Below are 14,247 nucleotides of genomic sequence, written 5' to 3'. Positions count from 1 at the left end.
CGCCTACGCGATCGGGGACTTCGCCTGACCGCCCTGCCAGACCTCGGTCAGGCGCCAATCTTCATCGAGATGCACCAGATCCCCGACAAGGCCCGGCGCGATCCGGCCCACGGGCGCACCGATGGCCTCGGCCGGGATGCGGGTCGCCATGGCGAGCGCCTGTTCCGGGGTGACGCCGACCGTCTCGATCATGAAGCGCACAGCCTGAGGCAATGACAGATCGGCGCCCGCAAGTGTGCCATCCTCCAGCCGCAGCGCGCCGTCGCAGCGCAGGATGCGGCGGCCGGCGAGGGTGAATTCGGTCAGGTCCGAGCCCGCGCAGGCCATCGCATCGGAGACGAGGAAGATCTCGCCCTGTCGTTTCGCGGCCAATGCCAGCCGAATCGACTCGGGGTGGACATGGATTCCGTCTGCAATGAGGCCGGTTGAGACCGGGGTCGCGAGGGCGCCGCCGACCAGCCCCGGTTCGCGGCTGCCAAGCTGGCTCATAGCGTTGAAGAGATGCGTGACCATGCGCGCGCCTGCGGCGATGGCCTCTTGAGCCTGATCGAACGTGCATTCGGAATGGCCGAGGCTGACCGCGATCCCGGCCTCGGACAGGCGCGCGATCTGTTCGGGCGTGGCGTTGGCGGGCGAGAGGGTGACGATCAGCGCGGGCAGGCCGGTCTTGGCCTCCAGCAGCGTCTCGATGTCGTCCTGGTCCATCGGACGAATGCGGTCAGACGGGTGGCAGCCGGGGCGCTTGGGGTCGAGATGCGGGCCTTCGAGATGCAGCCCGCCAAACCCCGGCACCCGCGACACCGCGGCGATTCCTGCGGCCAGCACGGTCTGGGTCGAGGCGCGGGTGTCGGTAATCAGCGTGGGCAGGATCGTCGTTGCCCCAAGCCGAGCGTGCGCCGCGCAGATCGTCGCGAGTGTGTCGAGCGTTGCGTGCCCGTCGAGCATCACGCCACCGCCGCCATTCACCTGCAAATCGACAAGGCCCGGCGCGAGCGTGCCGCCGGGGAGTTCGATCACTTGGCCCTCGGGCAGCTCCGCGATCGGGCAGAGCGCCGAAATTCGACCCTGTTCCAGCACGATGGCATGGTTTTCATGGAAAGCTGTGCCGTCGAAAACGCGCGCAGCCGTCAGGATCAACCGGTCCAAAACACATCCTCCATTGCCAGCGCCAGGGCCCCGTCGAGCGCATTGCCCTTCGCCTCGGCGCGGGGCCAGTCGTCCAGCGCCAGTGCCGGTCCGAGCCCGCCGATCCAGGTCACCGGCAGCCGGTCTTCGGGTTGCAAAAGCGTGATCGCCGCACGAATTTCCTCGGCCGCCGCAACCCGGATCGCAGTCGCTGCCGGATCGTCCGCCTCAAGCACGCGCGGGGCGAAGCGCGCCCAGTCGGCGGGTGTGGCGCGCAGGCTGAATGCGATCAGGCCCGAGCGCCCGTCGATCTCTTCAAGAAAGGCGCGCAACAGGGGCGTCACGTCGCAGAACCCGTCGAGCGCCCGCCCCGCGCGCATACCCAGCGCGCGGCCGATCCACGCGCCCGAGGCCTCGTCGCCCAGCCGCAGCCCCCAACCGCCGATCGAATGGATCTTCCCACCGATCTGGCGCGCGAAGACCGACCCGGTGCCGATCGCCGCAACGATACCGTCCGACGAACCCAGCGCTCCGCGCACCGAGGTCGTCACGTCCTGAACCACACGAGCACGAAAAGGCAGTCTCTCGATCAACGCCTCGCCATTCGGGGTCAGATTGGCGCCTGCGAGCCCGAGAACGGCGCGGATGTCCTGCGCGGGGATCTCGTCCATCGCGGCCGAACACGCGGCGAGGATATTGCCGAGGGCCCCTTCCGGGTCGGAGGCGATATTGGCCGGGCCCGCTTCGCCGCGCCCGATCACGCGGCCAGACGCATCGGCGAGAGCCGCCCGGCACCCGCTGCCTCCGCCATCGACACCCAGAAAATGCATCCCCGCCTCCGTTTTGCGCGTAACAGTGCCAAATCATGCGCCCGAGAGAAAGCGCGTAACGAAGAGTGCGCGCAAAACGACTTGGGGAAAGATCGGAACGCCTCTATCACTGGGGCGTGAGCTGCGGGAGAACCATGCGCAAGCCCCTGATATTTCTGAGCCTGATCGCTTTGGCGGTAATCGCGGCGGTGCTTGTCGCCGATCCCGATCCCGACAAGCTGCGTTCTTTGCGCGACGGTCTGGTGGATTGGCGCGATGCACATCCGCTTGCGCTGCCAATCGGTTTTTTCGTGACCTATGTCGTGGTGACGGCGCTGTCGCTGCCTTTTGCGGTCTGGCTGACGCTGCTGGGGGCGGCATTGCTGGGCTTTTGGCAGGGGCTGGTGCTGATCTCGTTTGCCTCCTCGTTCGGTGCTTTGCTGGCGTTCTTGGTGGCGCGCTACCTGATGCGGGATTGGGTGCGCGGGCGGCTCGGGCCGCGGCTGGCGAAGATCGAGAAAGGAGCGGCGCGCGACGGCGAGTTTTACCTGTTCTCGCTGCGGCTGATCCCGGTGGTGCCCTTCTTCGTGATCAACCTCGCCTTTGGGCTGACGCGGATGAAGGCGTGGAAATTCTATGGCGTGTCGCAGCTCGGGATGCTGCCCGGAACGGCGGTCTATGTCGCGGCGGGCGCGCAGCTTGGGGAGCTGGACAGCCTGTCGGGCATCGTCTCGCCGGGGCTGCTGGGAGCCTTCGCGGCGCTGGCGGTGTTTCCGTGGGTTGCGCGGGCGGCGCTGCGGATCTGGACGCGGAGGCGGGCCTATCGCGTGTATAAGCGTCCGGCGAAGTTCGATCGCAACCTGATCGTGATCGGGGCCGGGGCGGCGGGGCTGGTGGCGTCGTATGTCGCGGCGCAGGCCAAGGCGAAGGTGACGCTGGTGCAGGAAGGCCCGATGGGGGGCGATTGCCTGAATTTCGGCTGTGTGCCGTCGAAGGCGCTGATTGCCTCGGCGCGCGCGGCGGGCGTGGCGCGGAGATCCGCTGATCTGGGTGTGAAGGCCGAGGTTAGTGTCGATTGGCCCGTGGTTATGCGCCGTATTTCCGAGGTGATCGCGCAGATCGCGCCGAATGATTCCGTCGAGCGGTATCAAGGGCTAGGCGTCGAGGTGATCGAGGGCCATGCGCGGCTGGAAGACCCATGGACGGTGCGGGTGGGTGAACGACGCCTGACCGCGCGCGGGATCGTTCTGGCGACCGGCGCCGCGCCGGTGATCCCGCCGATCGAGGGGATCGAGACGGTGGAGCCGCTGACCTCGGACACGCTCTGGGACGCGCTCGCGGCGATGGCTGCGCCGCCCGGGAAGATGGTGATCCTCGGCGGCGGTCCGATCGGCTGTGAGATCGCGCAGGCCTTGGCGCGGCTTGGGGCGGGGGTGACCCTGATCGAGGCGGCGGAGCGGCTTTTGATCCGCGAGGATGCGGAGGCGGCCGAGACGATTGAGGCTGCGTTGCGCGCGGATGGGATCGAAGTGATGACTGGCGCGAAGGCGATCCGCTTCGGGCGCGATGCGGGCAAATGGCTGGAGCTGGAGGACGGATCGAAACTTCAGTTCGATACGCTGCTGGTCGCGGTCGGACGCAAGGCGCGGTTGGAGGGGTTCGGGCTGGAAGACCTCGGTATTCCGGCCGACAGAGTGATCGAGACAAACGATTATCTCGAGACGCTGATGCCGAATATCTACGCCGCGGGTGATGTGGCGGGGCCGATGCAGCTGACCAATGCGGCCGGCCATCAGGGCTGGATTGCTGCGGCCAATGCGCTGGCCTCCCCGTTCTGGCGCTTCAAGGCCCATGCCGCGCCGATCCCGCATGCGGTCTTCACCGCGCCCGAGCTGGCGCGGGTGGGCATGACAGCGGCCCAGGCCGAGGCGGAGGGTGTCGCGCATGAGGTCACGACATATCCGCTCGGCGATCTCGACCGGGCGCTGGCGGAAGGCGCGGGAGAGGGGTTCGTGCGGATCGTGACCGCGAAAGGCTCCGACAAGATCCTTGGCGTGACGATCTGCGGGGCCCATGCCGCCGAGGTTCTGGCGGAATTCGTCTTGGCTATGCGCCACGGGCTGGGGCTGGGCAAGATCCTCGCGACGCCGCATGTCTATCCGAGCTGGTCCGAGGCCGCGAAGAACGCCGCGGGGCGCTGGCGGCAGGCCCATGTGAACCCAAGCACACTGAAGATCGCGGAGCGCTTCATGTCCTGGAGGCGCGGATGATCGACGCCGCTCTCCTTCCCCTGCAACGCGCGATGTTGCAGCCGCCCGCCGAGGCGCTGGCCGCGCGTGGAATCCGGGCCGATCAGGTGACGGTGGCGGGCTTCTTGCTGGGCCTGCTGGCGATTCCGGCCATCGCGTTGCATGCCTATTGGCTGGCGCTGGCGCTGATCTTGCTGAACCGCATCGCGGATGGTCTCGACGGGGCCATCGCGCGGATCAAGGGCCCGACCGATCGCGGGGCCTTTCTCGATATCGCACTCGATTTCCTGTTCTACGCGCTGATCCCGGTGGGCTTCGCTCTGGCCGATCCGGCGCGCAATGCGCTGCCCGCCGCGATCCTGATCGCCGCTTTCGTCGGCACCGGGTCGAGCTTTCTCGCCTTCGCCTCGATCGCCGCGAAGCGCGGGATGAGCGCTGAGAGCTACCCGACCAAGGGCATCTACTACCTTGGCGGCCTCACTGAGGGGGCCGAGACGATACTCTTCTTCGCGGCGATCTGCCTGTTTCCGCAGGCCTTCCCGATCCTTGCCGCGATCTTTTCCGCCGCCTGTTTCGTGACCACCCTGACCCGCTGGCTGATGGGCTGGCGGGCGTTTTCCTAAAGTGGAGAAAGTATGAGACCCCTTCTTGCCGCCCTTACCATAACGCTGTCGCTCGCGACGCCTGCCTTCGCCGACTGGGCGCAAACGCAAGCCGAGGCCAAGGGCCAGACGGTCTATTTCAACGCCTGGGGCGGCGATCCGCGCACCAACGCCTTCATCGAATGGGTCTCGGATCAAATGCAGGAGACATACGGCGTCACGGTCGAGCAGGTGAAGCTGACCGACACCGCCGAGGCCGTCTCGCGCGTGCAGGCCGAGAAGGCGGCGGGCAAGGACGAGGGCGGGGCGGTCGATCTTATCTGGATCAACGGGCCGAACTTTCTGGCGATGAAAGAGGCGGGGCTTTTGCACGGGCCCTTCGTGGCCGATCTGCCGAATGCGAAATATCTGGATCTGTCGGAAGGCGCGGCGGCGAGCACCGATTTTACCGTGCCGACCGATGGCTATGAGAGCCCGTGGCGGCTTGCGAAATTCGTGTTCGATTACGATGAGGAGCGGGTGAAGACCCCGCCGAAGGATATGGCGGGGCTTCTGGACTGGGCCCAGGTGAACCCGGGCCGCTTCACCCATCCCAACCCGTCGAATTTCATCGGCGCGACCTTCCTCAAACAGGCGCTTGTCGGGATGGCGCATGATCCGGCGGCACTGGCGCAGCCGGTGACGGATGAAACCTATGCGACAGAGACTGCGCCGCTCTGGGCCTGGTATGACGCGCTGCGCCCCTTGATGTGGCGCGAGGGAGAGGCCTTCCCGGAGAACGAGAGCGTGCAGGCGCAGCTTCTGGCCGATGGCGAGGTCGATTTCGGGATGCATTTCGATCCGGCCGCCCCGGCGGCGATGATCGAGCAGGGCGTGCTGCCGCCCTCGGTGCGCGTCTGGGTGCCCGAAGGCGGGACGATCGGGAATATCTCCTACGTCGCGATCCCCTCTAACGCGGCGCATAGGGCGGGGGCGGAGTTGGTGGCGAATTTCCTGCTCGACCCGGCCACGCAGGCGCATATGCAGGATATCCGCGTGCTGGGCAGTTTCTCGGTGCTCGATCCGGCGAAGCTGGACGAAGGGGCGAAGGCGGCCTTCGCGGCGCTGCCCACCGCGCCTGCGCTGCCGACGCTCGACGAACTCGGCCCGACCCTGCCCGAGCCGCATCCAAGCTGGATGACGCGGCTTACCGAGGATTGGGCCCAGCGCTACACGAAGTGAGGTCCTGATGCGGCTCGCCGGGGCGATCCTGACGCTGGTGATCGGCGCGCCGGTGATGATCGGCGCGGCGCTGACGCTCGCGACGGCGTTCAGCTGGCAGCCGGGGCTGGGACGGGTCGATCTGGGTTGGCAGGGATTTGTCGACGCTTTCGGCGCCCCCGGCATCCTGACCTCGCTGCGGCTGACGCTGGTGACGGGGATCGGCGCGACGGTTCTGTCGCTGGCGGCCTCGATCCCGCTCGCGCGCTGGCTGGTGACGCGAGAGGCCGCGGCGCGGTGGCTGACGCCCTTGCTGGCGGTGCCCCATGCGGCGCTGGCGATCGGATTGGCCTTTTTGATCGCGCCCTCGGGCTGGGCCGCGCGGCTGGTCTCGCCCTGGGCGACGGGGTGGGCGCTGCCGCCGCAGGTCGTGACGGTGGGCGACCCCTGGGGGCTGTCGCTGATCCTCGGGCTGATGCTGAAAGAGGTGCCGTTCCTGACACTGATGACTTTGGTAGCCGCGGCGCAGCGCCCGGTCTGTGGACAGATGGCGGCGGGCCGGGCGCTTGGCTATGCGCCGGGGCGGGTCTGGACGCGCATCGTCTGGCCGCAGCTTTACTCGGCGCTGCGGCTGCCGGTGCTGATCGTTCTGGCGTTTTCGCTGTCGGTGGTGGACATGGCGCTGATCCTCGGGCCTTCGAACCCGCCGACGCTCGCGGTGCGGATCTTGCGGCTCTATGGGGCGCCCGATCCGGCGCAGGCGGTCCCGGCTTCGGCGCTGGCGGTGCTGCTGCTGGCGGTGATGGCGGGGAGCGTGGTGCTATGGCTGGCGGGCGAGAAGGCCGTGGCGCGGCTTGCAAAAGCCCTGATCCAGCAGGGACATCGCGGGGTGTCGCGCGGGAATTGGGCCGCTGCCGGGCTGATCGGCGCGGGCGGCGCGCTGGCGCTTGGAGCGCTCGGCGCGCTGATCCTCTGGAGCCTCGCGAGCTTCTGGCGCTTTCCCGATGCGCTGCCTGCGCGCCTGACGCTCGAACGCTGGGCCAGTGCCGATTGGGCGGGGCCTGCGCTTACCAGCCTTAACCTTGCGGTGGCGTCGACCTTGCTCGCCCTGATCCTCGCCGTGCTCTGGCTGGAGAGTGAAGATCGATCCGGCAAGCGCCTGCATCTGGGCGCGCTAATCGTCCTGCCGCTGCTACTGCCGCAGATCGGGTTCCTGCAGGGGCTGACGACCGGGTTTCTCTGGCTTGGCCTGCCGCCCGGGGCGCTCGCGGTGACTTGGGCGGAGCTGCTGTTCGTCTTTCCCTATGTGATGATCGCGCTGGCGGGGCCGTGGCGGGCACTGGACCGCGCGCATCTCGCGAGCGCGGCGAGCCTCGGGGCGGGGCCTTGGCGCAGGCTTGTCGCGGTGAAACTGCCGATGCTGCTTGGTCCGATCTGCGCGGCGGCGGCGATCGGAGTGGCGGTTTCGGTAGCGCAATATCTCGCCGTGCTGCTGCCTGCTGCGGGCCGGGTGCAGGCACTGGCGACAGAGGCCGTGGCGTTGGCCTCGGGGGCGGATCGGCGGCTGGCGGCGATCCTTGCGCTGATGCAGGCGGCGCTGCCCTGGGCCGGATTTGCGCTGGCGCTCGCGGTCCCCGCATGGTGGCATCGCAATCGGCGCGGGCTGCGCGGAGGGGCAGTATGACATTGGAACTGATCGAGCTGAGCCTGACCGCGCCGGGGGCCGACGCACCGCTGTTCGCAGCCCTGTCGCTGAGTGTGGAGCCCGGCGAGGTGGTCTGCGTCATGGGGCCATCGGGCATCGGCAAATCGAGCCTGCTCGCCCATATCGGCGGCCACCTGGCGCGCGGGTTTCGCACCACGGGCGAGGTTCGGCTCGACGGGCAGTATGTCACCGCGCTGCCCGCCGAGAAACGTGGAATTGGAATGCTGTTCCAGCAGGCGCAGCTTTTCCCGCATCTCTCGGTCGGTGACAATCTCGCCTTCGGCCTGACCCCGAAGCTGCGCGGGAGGGTTGCAAGGCGCGAGGCCGTGCGCGAGGCGCTCGAACGGGCAGGGCTTGCGGGGATGGAAGACCGCGATCCGGCGACGCTCTCGGGCGGGCAGCGCACGCGGGCGGCGCTGATGCGCACGCTGCTCGCCCAACCGCGCGCGATCCTCATCGACGAACCCTTCGCCGCGCTCGATACCGGGTTGCGCGAAGAGATCCGCAGCTTCGTCCTCGATCACATTCGCGCGCGCGAAATACCGGCGCTAATGGTCAGCCATGACGAGGGCGACGCGCTCGCCGCCGCACGCACTGTCACCTTGCACGGCTGAAAGCCGCCGGTTTGCCGACCTGCCCGGGCTTGCGGGAGAGCCGCCTTGGAATTATCCCCTTTGCCATGTTTGGCCATGTCTCGATGTCTCTGTTCCGTCCTGTCACCGCGCTTGTCGCGAGCCTCGCGATCGCAGGGCTTCTGAGCGGCTGCGTACCCGGGGAGTTCGGCACCGCCCAGGTCGCGCAATCGCGCACCTCGCTCGCCAATGGCGCGCTGACGGTGGCGGCGCCGAAGGGCTGGTGCATCGACCCCAAGAGCCTGCGCAACTCCGGGGCGGGCGGCTTCGCCCTGTTCGGAAATTGCGCCGCGATCTCGAAAAATCCTGACGACTCCCATGCGCGCCAGCCCGCGCTGCTGAGCGTCACAGTCGGCCCGCCCGCCATCGAAGATGAGGCCGGAAAACTGTCGAAGGCGCGGCTTCAGAAGATCGGGGAATTCTTCCGCTCCGAGATCGGACGTGCCGCACTGGCCCGCTCGGGCGAAGCCAAAGACGTGACGATCCAGAAATCCGAAATCGCCGACGACATGCTGTTGCTCACCATCAGCGATCGCTCGAAATCCGGCGGCCCGCCGATCGCGACGACCTATCTGCGCGGGATCACCGATCTAAGCGGCCGGATCACCGCGCTGGCGGTCATGCCCTTGAAAGACGGCGAAATGAGCGCCGATGCCCAGCGCGGGCTGATGCGCGATTTCGCGGCGGCGATCCGGGCGGCGAACTGACGCCTGAATGCCGCCGGCGCGGCACCAACGCCCTGTTTTATGAGCTGTTTTTCTCAGAATTCCCCTTTCGTAAGGGTGGATTTTAAGAAATAACTCGGATCAATGAAAACGGCTTCGCATCCCGCAAGGCCTAGGTTTTGTAAACGTTTACAGGATGATGGCCGTGGGGCGAGGCTCTTCCTTCTTTGACCGCATGAATGAGCGCCGGACGCTTCGGCGCTGGCAGCGCGCGGCGAAATCGCTCGATGGTCTGGACGCCGACGGGCTGCGCAGTCTGCGCGGTCAGGCGCGTGGTCTGCGCAATGAACTCGATGCCGTGCTGCGCGCGACGCAATCCCGGCTTCAAGCCGCCTTTCCCGACACGGTCTCACCCGCCCAGCCCCCGGGCAGCGACTGGGTCTGGCGGCCCGAACTCTGGCGCGCGCCGGTGCGGCCGATCGGGCTCGCAGGGGCCGAAAACCGGGCGAAGCTCGGGCACGAACTGACGCTGTTTCACGATTGTGCCCGCTCCGAGATCACCTTGCGCCAGCTGCGCAACACGGGTGCCGACACCGTGGCGCCTTACGGGCTGCGCATGGATGTGTTGGGTTTCGACGGCAGTTTCCTGTCGCTGGTGATCGACCTTCCCGAAAGCGCGCTGCACGGATTGCAGCTCAATCACCTGCTGCGCCTCGAGATGGATCTGGCGCTGGAGCGCCCGCTCGAGATTTTCTGTCGGCTCAACATCAAGCACGGCCCCAATCACGAGCAGTTGGTGCGCGAAATGCCTGGTGGCGAGGGCGCGCAATTCGTCGAATTCGACCTCGCCTATACCCGGATGAACGAGAAACGCCTCGAGAAGGCCTGGGTCGACATTATCTTTGAAAGCCCCCGCCTGAACGAGATCGAGCTGCGGGACGTGACCTTCGCGCGCTATCCGCGGGCGGAAATCTGAGGGAGACGCGCATGCTGGAGAGGACGCGGATCAAGGGTGGGCGCTGGGAAGCCCGGTCGAAAGCGCAGGATTGCCCCGAGCTGGAAGTGCGCCATCTGAGCGAGGTGCTTGACGGGCTTGAGGTGAGCGGCGGACCGGGCGACTGGCGGATCGTTCAGCCGATTCCCCCCGAACTCCTGAACGAAGGGGTTCTGACCTTTCTTGTTTGCCGCAAAGGGCACGAGGAAATCGTGGATCGCTTCACCCTCGTCGCCGGCGCGCCGCTGGCCGAGGATCTTCGCGCCGAGATCGAATTGCTGCGCGCCGAACTTGACCTGCTCAAGCGCGCCTTCCGCCAGCATTGCGCCGAAAGCGACGGCTGATCGCGCCGACAGGCTTTTATTTCAAAGATTTCGGGGATCTTTCCGCGATTGTGAACCGCGCGAAGTCCTGGTCATTCGGACCGAATTTCCCATGCCCGGAAAAGCAAGAGCCCCGAGAAACCAGATGGTCTCGGGGCTCTTGGCTGTATTTGGTGCCCAGGAGAGGACTCGAACCTCCACGCCTTGCGGCACACGGACCTGAACCGTGCGCGTCTACCAATTCCGCCACCTGGGCAGGTGTCGTGGAGCGCGAGATACAGAGGCCCGCGAGCACTGTCAACGGGGATCGGCAGGAAATTTTCGCGCCCGCGCCGGTTGCGGGTCTTTACCCTTGTTCCTGTGGGGTCTTGGCGGTAATCAAGGGACAAATTTGTCGCAAGGAAAGGCCTCTGCCCATGTCCAAGCTGGTCACGATCTATGGCGGTTCGGGGTTCGTAGGGCGCTATATCGCGCGGCGCATGGCCAAGGATGGCTGGCGCATCCGGGTCGCGGTGCGTCGTCCGAATGAGGCGCTCTTCGTCAAACCTTACGGCGCCGTGGGACAGGTCGAACCCGTTCTGTGCAACATCCGCGACGACGCGAGCGTGCGCGCCGCAATGCAGGGCGCCGATGCGGTGATCAACTGCGTGGGCATCCTCGTGAACGAGGGCAAGAACAAGTTCGGCCCGGTGCAGACCGAAGGCGCGGGCCGCGTGGCCAAGATCGCTGCGGAAATGGGCGTGAAGTCGCTAGTGCAGATCTCGGCAATCGGGGCCGACGCCAATAGCGAGAGCGAATATGCGCGTTCCAAGGCCGCCGGCGAGAAAGCCGTCCTCGAAGCCTATCCGCAGGCGGTGATCCTTCGCCCCTCGATCATCTTCGGCAACGAAGACGGGTTCTTCAACAAATTCGCCTCGATGGCGCGATTCACCCCGGTCCTGCCGATCACTGGCGGAGCAACGAAATTCCAGCCGGTCTTCGTCGATGACGTGGCCAAGGCGGCGGTTCTGGGCGCTGAAGGCAAGGTCGCCCCGGGCATTTACGAGCTTGGCGGGCCCGATGTCGAAACCTTCCACGACCTGATGAAGCAGATGCTCGAGGTGATCAACCGTCGCCGCGTCGTGCTGTCGCTGCCGCGCTGGATCGCCTCGATCCTGGGTGGCGCGTTCGATCTGGTGCAGGCCGTCACCGGCGGGCTTCTGGTCAACCGCATCCTCACGCGCGATCAGGTGAAGAACCTGCAAGCGGACAATGTCGTCGCCGCAGGCGCGAAGAGCTTTGCCGATCTCGGCATCCAGCCAGTCGCAATGGGCGCGATTCTGCCGGGCTACCTGTGGCGCTTCCGTCCGGGCGGGCAGTATGATGCAATCAAGGCATCGGCGAAGAACCTGCGCAAGATCTGAGGCCTGCGCGGGGTCTGATACGAGTGTCCCGCGCGCGTCGCGCATCTGAACAAGGCAAGATTTCGTGATTTATCTCAACGATGTGCTGCTCGGTGTGATCGAGGGGATCACCGAGTTCCTTCCCATTTCGAGCACCGGGCACCTGATCCTCGCCGAGCATTGGCTGGGCACGCGCTCGGATACCTACAATATCGTCATTCAGGCCGGGGCGATCCTTGCCGTGACGCTGATCTACTGGCGGCGGCTGATGGAGCTGTTGTTCAACTGGCGTGAGCCGGAGAACCGCGATTACCTCGCGAAACTGACCGTCGCCTTCCTGATCACCGCCGTTCTCGGCCTGATCGTGAAAAAGATGGGGTTCGAGCTGCCCACCACGATCCAGCCCGTCGCCTGGGCGCTAGTGATCGGCGGTTTCTGGATGCTCTTTGCCGAACGTGTCGCCGACCGGCAGGAGGACAACTCCGAGATCTTCTGGCGCGTGGCGATTGCGGTCGGCATCGCACAGATCGTCGCCGGGATCTTCCCGGGTACGTCGCGTTCGGCAACCACGATCTTCGTGGCGATGCTGCTGGGCACGTCGAACCGCGCCGCCGCGACGGAGTTCGCCTTTCTCGTCGGCATCCCGACGATGTATGCAGCGAGCGGCTATGAGCTGCTCAAGCAATTCACCTCGGGCAGCGCGCAATCGGAGGATTGGACAGGCCTCGGGATCGCTTTCGTGGTCTCGACCGTCACCGCCTTCATCGCGGTGAAATGGCTGCTCGGATACATTCAGGGGCACCGTTTCACGATCTTCGCGATCTACCGGATCCTCTTCGGCGGGCTTCTTCTGACGCTTGCGGGCATCGGCGTGCTAGGCTGACTACGTCGCGAATCACTATTTCCGACCTTCGCAACCTCAAGATTTTCAGGGTCCCGCGAGGTTTAGGTAACAGACACTGACATAAAATTCACGGTGTCGACGCATATTCGTCGCGTTTGGCATCGTTTTTCCTACAAATAGGTCAGCATAGTTTACTTTTAATGCCGCGCGAAGCGGTGTAGCAATGCGCACCCAAGATTTACCCAGGGAGGCGCCGACATGGCCAAGCAACCGATGCTCAAGTTCGTCCACACGGCGAAGGAGATGCCTCAAAAGCGCGATGCGGATGTCCGCTCCCATGACTTCAATGAGATCTATCGCGAGTTTGCCGATGAAAAGGCGAAGGAGCAGGCGAGCCGGTGCAGCCAGTGCGGCGTGCCCTACTGCCACACGCATTGCCCGCTGCATAACAACATCCCCGACTGGCTGCGTCTGACCGCCGAGGGCCGTCTGCAAGAGGCCTACGAGATCAGCCAGGCCACCAACACCTTCCCCGAGATCTGCGGCCGCATCTGCCCGCAGGACCGCCTGTGCGAAGGCAATTGCGTGATCGAGCAGTCGGGCCACGGCACCGTCACCATCGGCGCGGTCGAGAAATACATCACCGACACGGCCTGGGACATGGGCTGGGTCAAGCCGATCAAGCCCGCCACCGAGCGTGCCGAAAGCGTCGGCATCATCGGCGCCGGCCCCGGCGGCCTCGCGGCGGCCGACGTGCTGCGCCGCGCGGGCGTGCAGGTCACGGTCTATGACCGCTATGACCGCGCGGGCGGGCTGCTGACCTATGGCATCCCCGGCTTCAAGCTGGAAAAAGACATCGTCATGCAGCGCGTGAAGCAGCTCGAAGATGGCGGCGTCGAGTTCGTGCTGAACTGCAATGTCGGCACCGATATCTCCTTCGACGCGATCCGCGGCAAGCATGACGCGGTGCTCATCGCGACCGGCGTCTACAAGACGCGCGAGCTGACCGATCCGGGCTCGGACGCGGCGGGCATCGTGCGCGCGATCGATTACCTGACTGTGTCGAACAAGCTCAGCTTCGGCGATGAGGTTCCCGAATTCGAGGATGGCACGCTGAATGCCGAAGGTAAGCGCGTCGTCGTGATCGGCGGCGGCGACACCGCGATGGACTGCGTGCGCACCGCGATCCGCCAGGGCGCGACGAGCGTGAAATGTCTCTACCGCCGCGACCGTGCCAACATGCCGGGCTCGCAGCGCGAAGTGCAGAATGCCGAGGAAGAGGGCGTGGAATTCGTCTGGCTCGCGGCTCCGGCCGGTTTCTCGGGCAATCCCGTCTCTTCGGTGACGGTGCAGAAGATGCGCCTCGGCGCGCCGGATGCCTCGGGCCGTCAAAGCCCTGAGAAGATCGAGGGCGGTCTGTACGAGGAAGAGGCCGATCTGGTGATCAAGGCGCTCGGCTTCGAGCCCGAGGATCTCGCGAACCAGTGGGAGAGCAAGGATCTCGAAACGACCCGCTGGGGCACGGTGAAAGCATCCTTCGGCACCCATGCAACCTCGATCCCCGGCGTCTATGCGGTGGGCGATATCGTGCGCGGTGCGAGCCTCGTCGTCTGGGCGATCCGCGACGGTCGCGAGGCGGGCGATGCGATCCTGCGCTATCTCGAGAACCAGGCGGCGGTCGCGGCGGAGTGATCCGCCCCCGCGCTTTCGCGAAAGG

The 14,247-nt window shown here is 66.0% G+C and carries 13 protein-coding genes and 1 tRNA gene; 11 read left to right on the top strand and 3 right to left on the bottom strand.

All coding sequences use genetic code 11. The features are described 5' to 3' along the window. Window positions 1-3: 3 nt before the first annotated feature. Together nagA and BMG00_RS09250 are read right to left on the bottom strand one after the other, a co-directional pair. Window positions 4-1,146: an N-acetylglucosamine-6-phosphate deacetylase gene (nagA, locus tag BMG00_RS09255; RefSeq protein ID WP_078574101.1), complete on the bottom strand. Its 1,143-nt coding sequence runs from the start codon at window positions 1,144-1,146 to the stop codon at window positions 4-6. Continuing rightward, window positions 1,134-1,955, bottom strand: coding sequence for a glucosamine kinase nucleotide-binding domain-containing protein (locus tag BMG00_RS09250; RefSeq protein ID WP_078526670.1), 822 nt, complete (start codon window positions 1,953-1,955; stop codon window positions 1,134-1,136). Before BMG00_RS09250 ends, nagA begins: the two co-directional genes overlap by 13 nt. Before the next feature lie 134 nt (window positions 1,956-2,089). On the opposite strand from BMG00_RS09250, the gene BMG00_RS09245 reads away from it, so the two are divergent. The 8 genes from BMG00_RS09245 to BMG00_RS09210 all read left to right on the top strand — a co-directional run bounded on the left by BMG00_RS09245 (window position 2,090) and on the right by BMG00_RS09210 (window position 10,325). Then, entirely contained in the window at window positions 2,090-4,204 is a 2,115-nt protein-coding gene (locus tag BMG00_RS09245) for an FAD-dependent oxidoreductase (RefSeq protein WP_078574100.1), read from the top strand. Next, complete coding sequence (locus BMG00_RS09240) at window positions 4,201-4,806, top strand: CDP-alcohol phosphatidyltransferase family protein (RefSeq protein WP_078574099.1); 606 nt, start codon at window positions 4,201-4,203, stop codon at window positions 4,804-4,806. The genes BMG00_RS09245 and BMG00_RS09240 overlap by 4 nt, the downstream gene beginning before the upstream one ends. 12 nt (window positions 4,807-4,818) lie before the next feature. Next, window positions 4,819-6,006 carry an ABC transporter substrate-binding protein gene (locus BMG00_RS09235; RefSeq protein ID WP_078574098.1) on the top strand — a complete coding sequence of 396 codons (1,188 nt, stop codon included), beginning with the start codon at window positions 4,819-4,821 and terminating at the stop codon, window positions 6,004-6,006. Window positions 6,007-6,013: 7 nt separating this feature from the next. Then, window positions 6,014-7,669, top strand: a complete 1,656-nt coding sequence (locus BMG00_RS09230; RefSeq protein WP_078574097.1) for an ABC transporter permease — start codon at window positions 6,014-6,016, stop codon at window positions 7,667-7,669. Beyond that, complete coding sequence (locus tag BMG00_RS09225; protein ID WP_078574096.1) at window positions 7,666-8,304, top strand: ATP-binding cassette domain-containing protein; 639 nt, start codon at window positions 7,666-7,668, stop codon at window positions 8,302-8,304. The genes BMG00_RS09230 and BMG00_RS09225 overlap by 4 nt, the downstream gene beginning before the upstream one ends. 83 nt (window positions 8,305-8,387) lie before the next feature. Further along, complete coding sequence (locus BMG00_RS09220) at window positions 8,388-9,029, top strand: hypothetical protein (protein ID WP_146642591.1); 642 nt, start codon at window positions 8,388-8,390, stop codon at window positions 9,027-9,029. 157 nt (window positions 9,030-9,186) lie between these two features. Further along, a complete protein-coding gene (locus BMG00_RS09215) occupies window positions 9,187-9,963 on the top strand; it encodes a DUF6478 family protein (protein ID WP_093469953.1) in 777 nt (258 codons plus the stop codon). Window positions 9,964-9,974: 11 nt separating this feature from the next. Continuing rightward, window positions 9,975-10,325 (top strand): hypothetical protein, encoded by a 351-nt coding sequence (locus BMG00_RS09210; RefSeq protein WP_245794975.1) that lies wholly within the window; start codon window positions 9,975-9,977, stop codon window positions 10,323-10,325. A gap of 150 nt (window positions 10,326-10,475) precedes the next feature. Here BMG00_RS09210 and BMG00_RS09205 read toward each other — a convergent pair. Further along, window positions 10,476-10,560 (bottom strand) — tRNA-Leu (locus BMG00_RS09205). Between the two features lie 160 nt (window positions 10,561-10,720). Here BMG00_RS09205 and BMG00_RS09200 point away from each other — a divergent pair. The 3 genes from BMG00_RS09200 to BMG00_RS09190 all read left to right on the top strand — a co-directional run bounded on the left by BMG00_RS09200 (window position 10,721) and on the right by BMG00_RS09190 (window position 14,222). After that, window positions 10,721-11,707 (top strand): complex I NDUFA9 subunit family protein, encoded by a 987-nt coding sequence (locus BMG00_RS09200; protein ID WP_078526654.1) that lies wholly within the window; start codon window positions 10,721-10,723, stop codon window positions 11,705-11,707. 64 nt (window positions 11,708-11,771) lie between these two features. Beyond that, a complete protein-coding gene (locus BMG00_RS09195; protein ID WP_078526652.1) occupies window positions 11,772-12,569 on the top strand; it encodes an undecaprenyl-diphosphate phosphatase in 798 nt (265 codons plus the stop codon). Between the two features lie 219 nt (window positions 12,570-12,788). Further along, a complete protein-coding gene (locus BMG00_RS09190; RefSeq protein WP_078574094.1) occupies window positions 12,789-14,222 on the top strand; it encodes an NAD(P)-dependent oxidoreductase in 1,434 nt (477 codons plus the stop codon). Window positions 14,223-14,247 lie beyond the last annotated feature (25 nt).

This window comes from Thioclava marina (assembly GCF_002020135.1).
Lineage (GTDB): Bacteria > Pseudomonadota > Alphaproteobacteria > Rhodobacterales > Rhodobacteraceae > Thioclava > Thioclava marina.
The sequence above is the reverse complement of the archived record's forward strand: the minus strand, read 5'-3'. Positions and strand labels throughout refer to the sequence as shown.

Excerpts from the sequence above, each read along its gene's own strand:
- BMG00_RS09250 (WP_078526670.1), bottom strand. The coding sequence starts at position 1,955 with ATGCATTTTCTGGGTGTCGATGGCGGAGGCAGCGGGTGCCGGGCGGCT.
- BMG00_RS09235 (WP_078574098.1), top strand. The coding sequence starts at position 4,819 with ATGAGACCCCTTCTTGCCGCCCTTACCATAACGCTGTCGCTCGCGACG.
- BMG00_RS09215 (WP_093469953.1), top strand. The coding sequence starts at position 9,187 with ATGGCCGTGGGGCGAGGCTCTTCCTTCTTTGACCGCATGAATGAGCGC.
- BMG00_RS09220 (WP_146642591.1), top strand. The coding sequence starts at position 8,388 with ATGTCTCTGTTCCGTCCTGTCACCGCGCTTGTCGCGAGCCTCGCGATC.
- BMG00_RS09245 (WP_078574100.1), top strand. The coding sequence starts at position 2,090 with ATGCGCAAGCCCCTGATATTTCTGAGCCTGATCGCTTTGGCGGTAATC.
- BMG00_RS09240 (WP_078574099.1), top strand. The coding sequence starts at position 4,201 with ATGATCGACGCCGCTCTCCTTCCCCTGCAACGCGCGATGTTGCAGCCG.
- BMG00_RS09200 (WP_078526654.1), top strand. The coding sequence starts at position 10,721 with ATGTCCAAGCTGGTCACGATCTATGGCGGTTCGGGGTTCGTAGGGCGC.
- BMG00_RS09225 (WP_078574096.1), top strand. The coding sequence starts at position 7,666 with ATGACATTGGAACTGATCGAGCTGAGCCTGACCGCGCCGGGGGCCGAC.
- BMG00_RS09190 (WP_078574094.1), top strand. The coding sequence starts at position 12,789 with ATGGCCAAGCAACCGATGCTCAAGTTCGTCCACACGGCGAAGGAGATG.
- BMG00_RS09230 (WP_078574097.1), top strand. The coding sequence starts at position 6,014 with ATGCGGCTCGCCGGGGCGATCCTGACGCTGGTGATCGGCGCGCCGGTG.
- BMG00_RS09210 (WP_245794975.1), top strand. The coding sequence starts at position 9,975 with ATGCTGGAGAGGACGCGGATCAAGGGTGGGCGCTGGGAAGCCCGGTCG.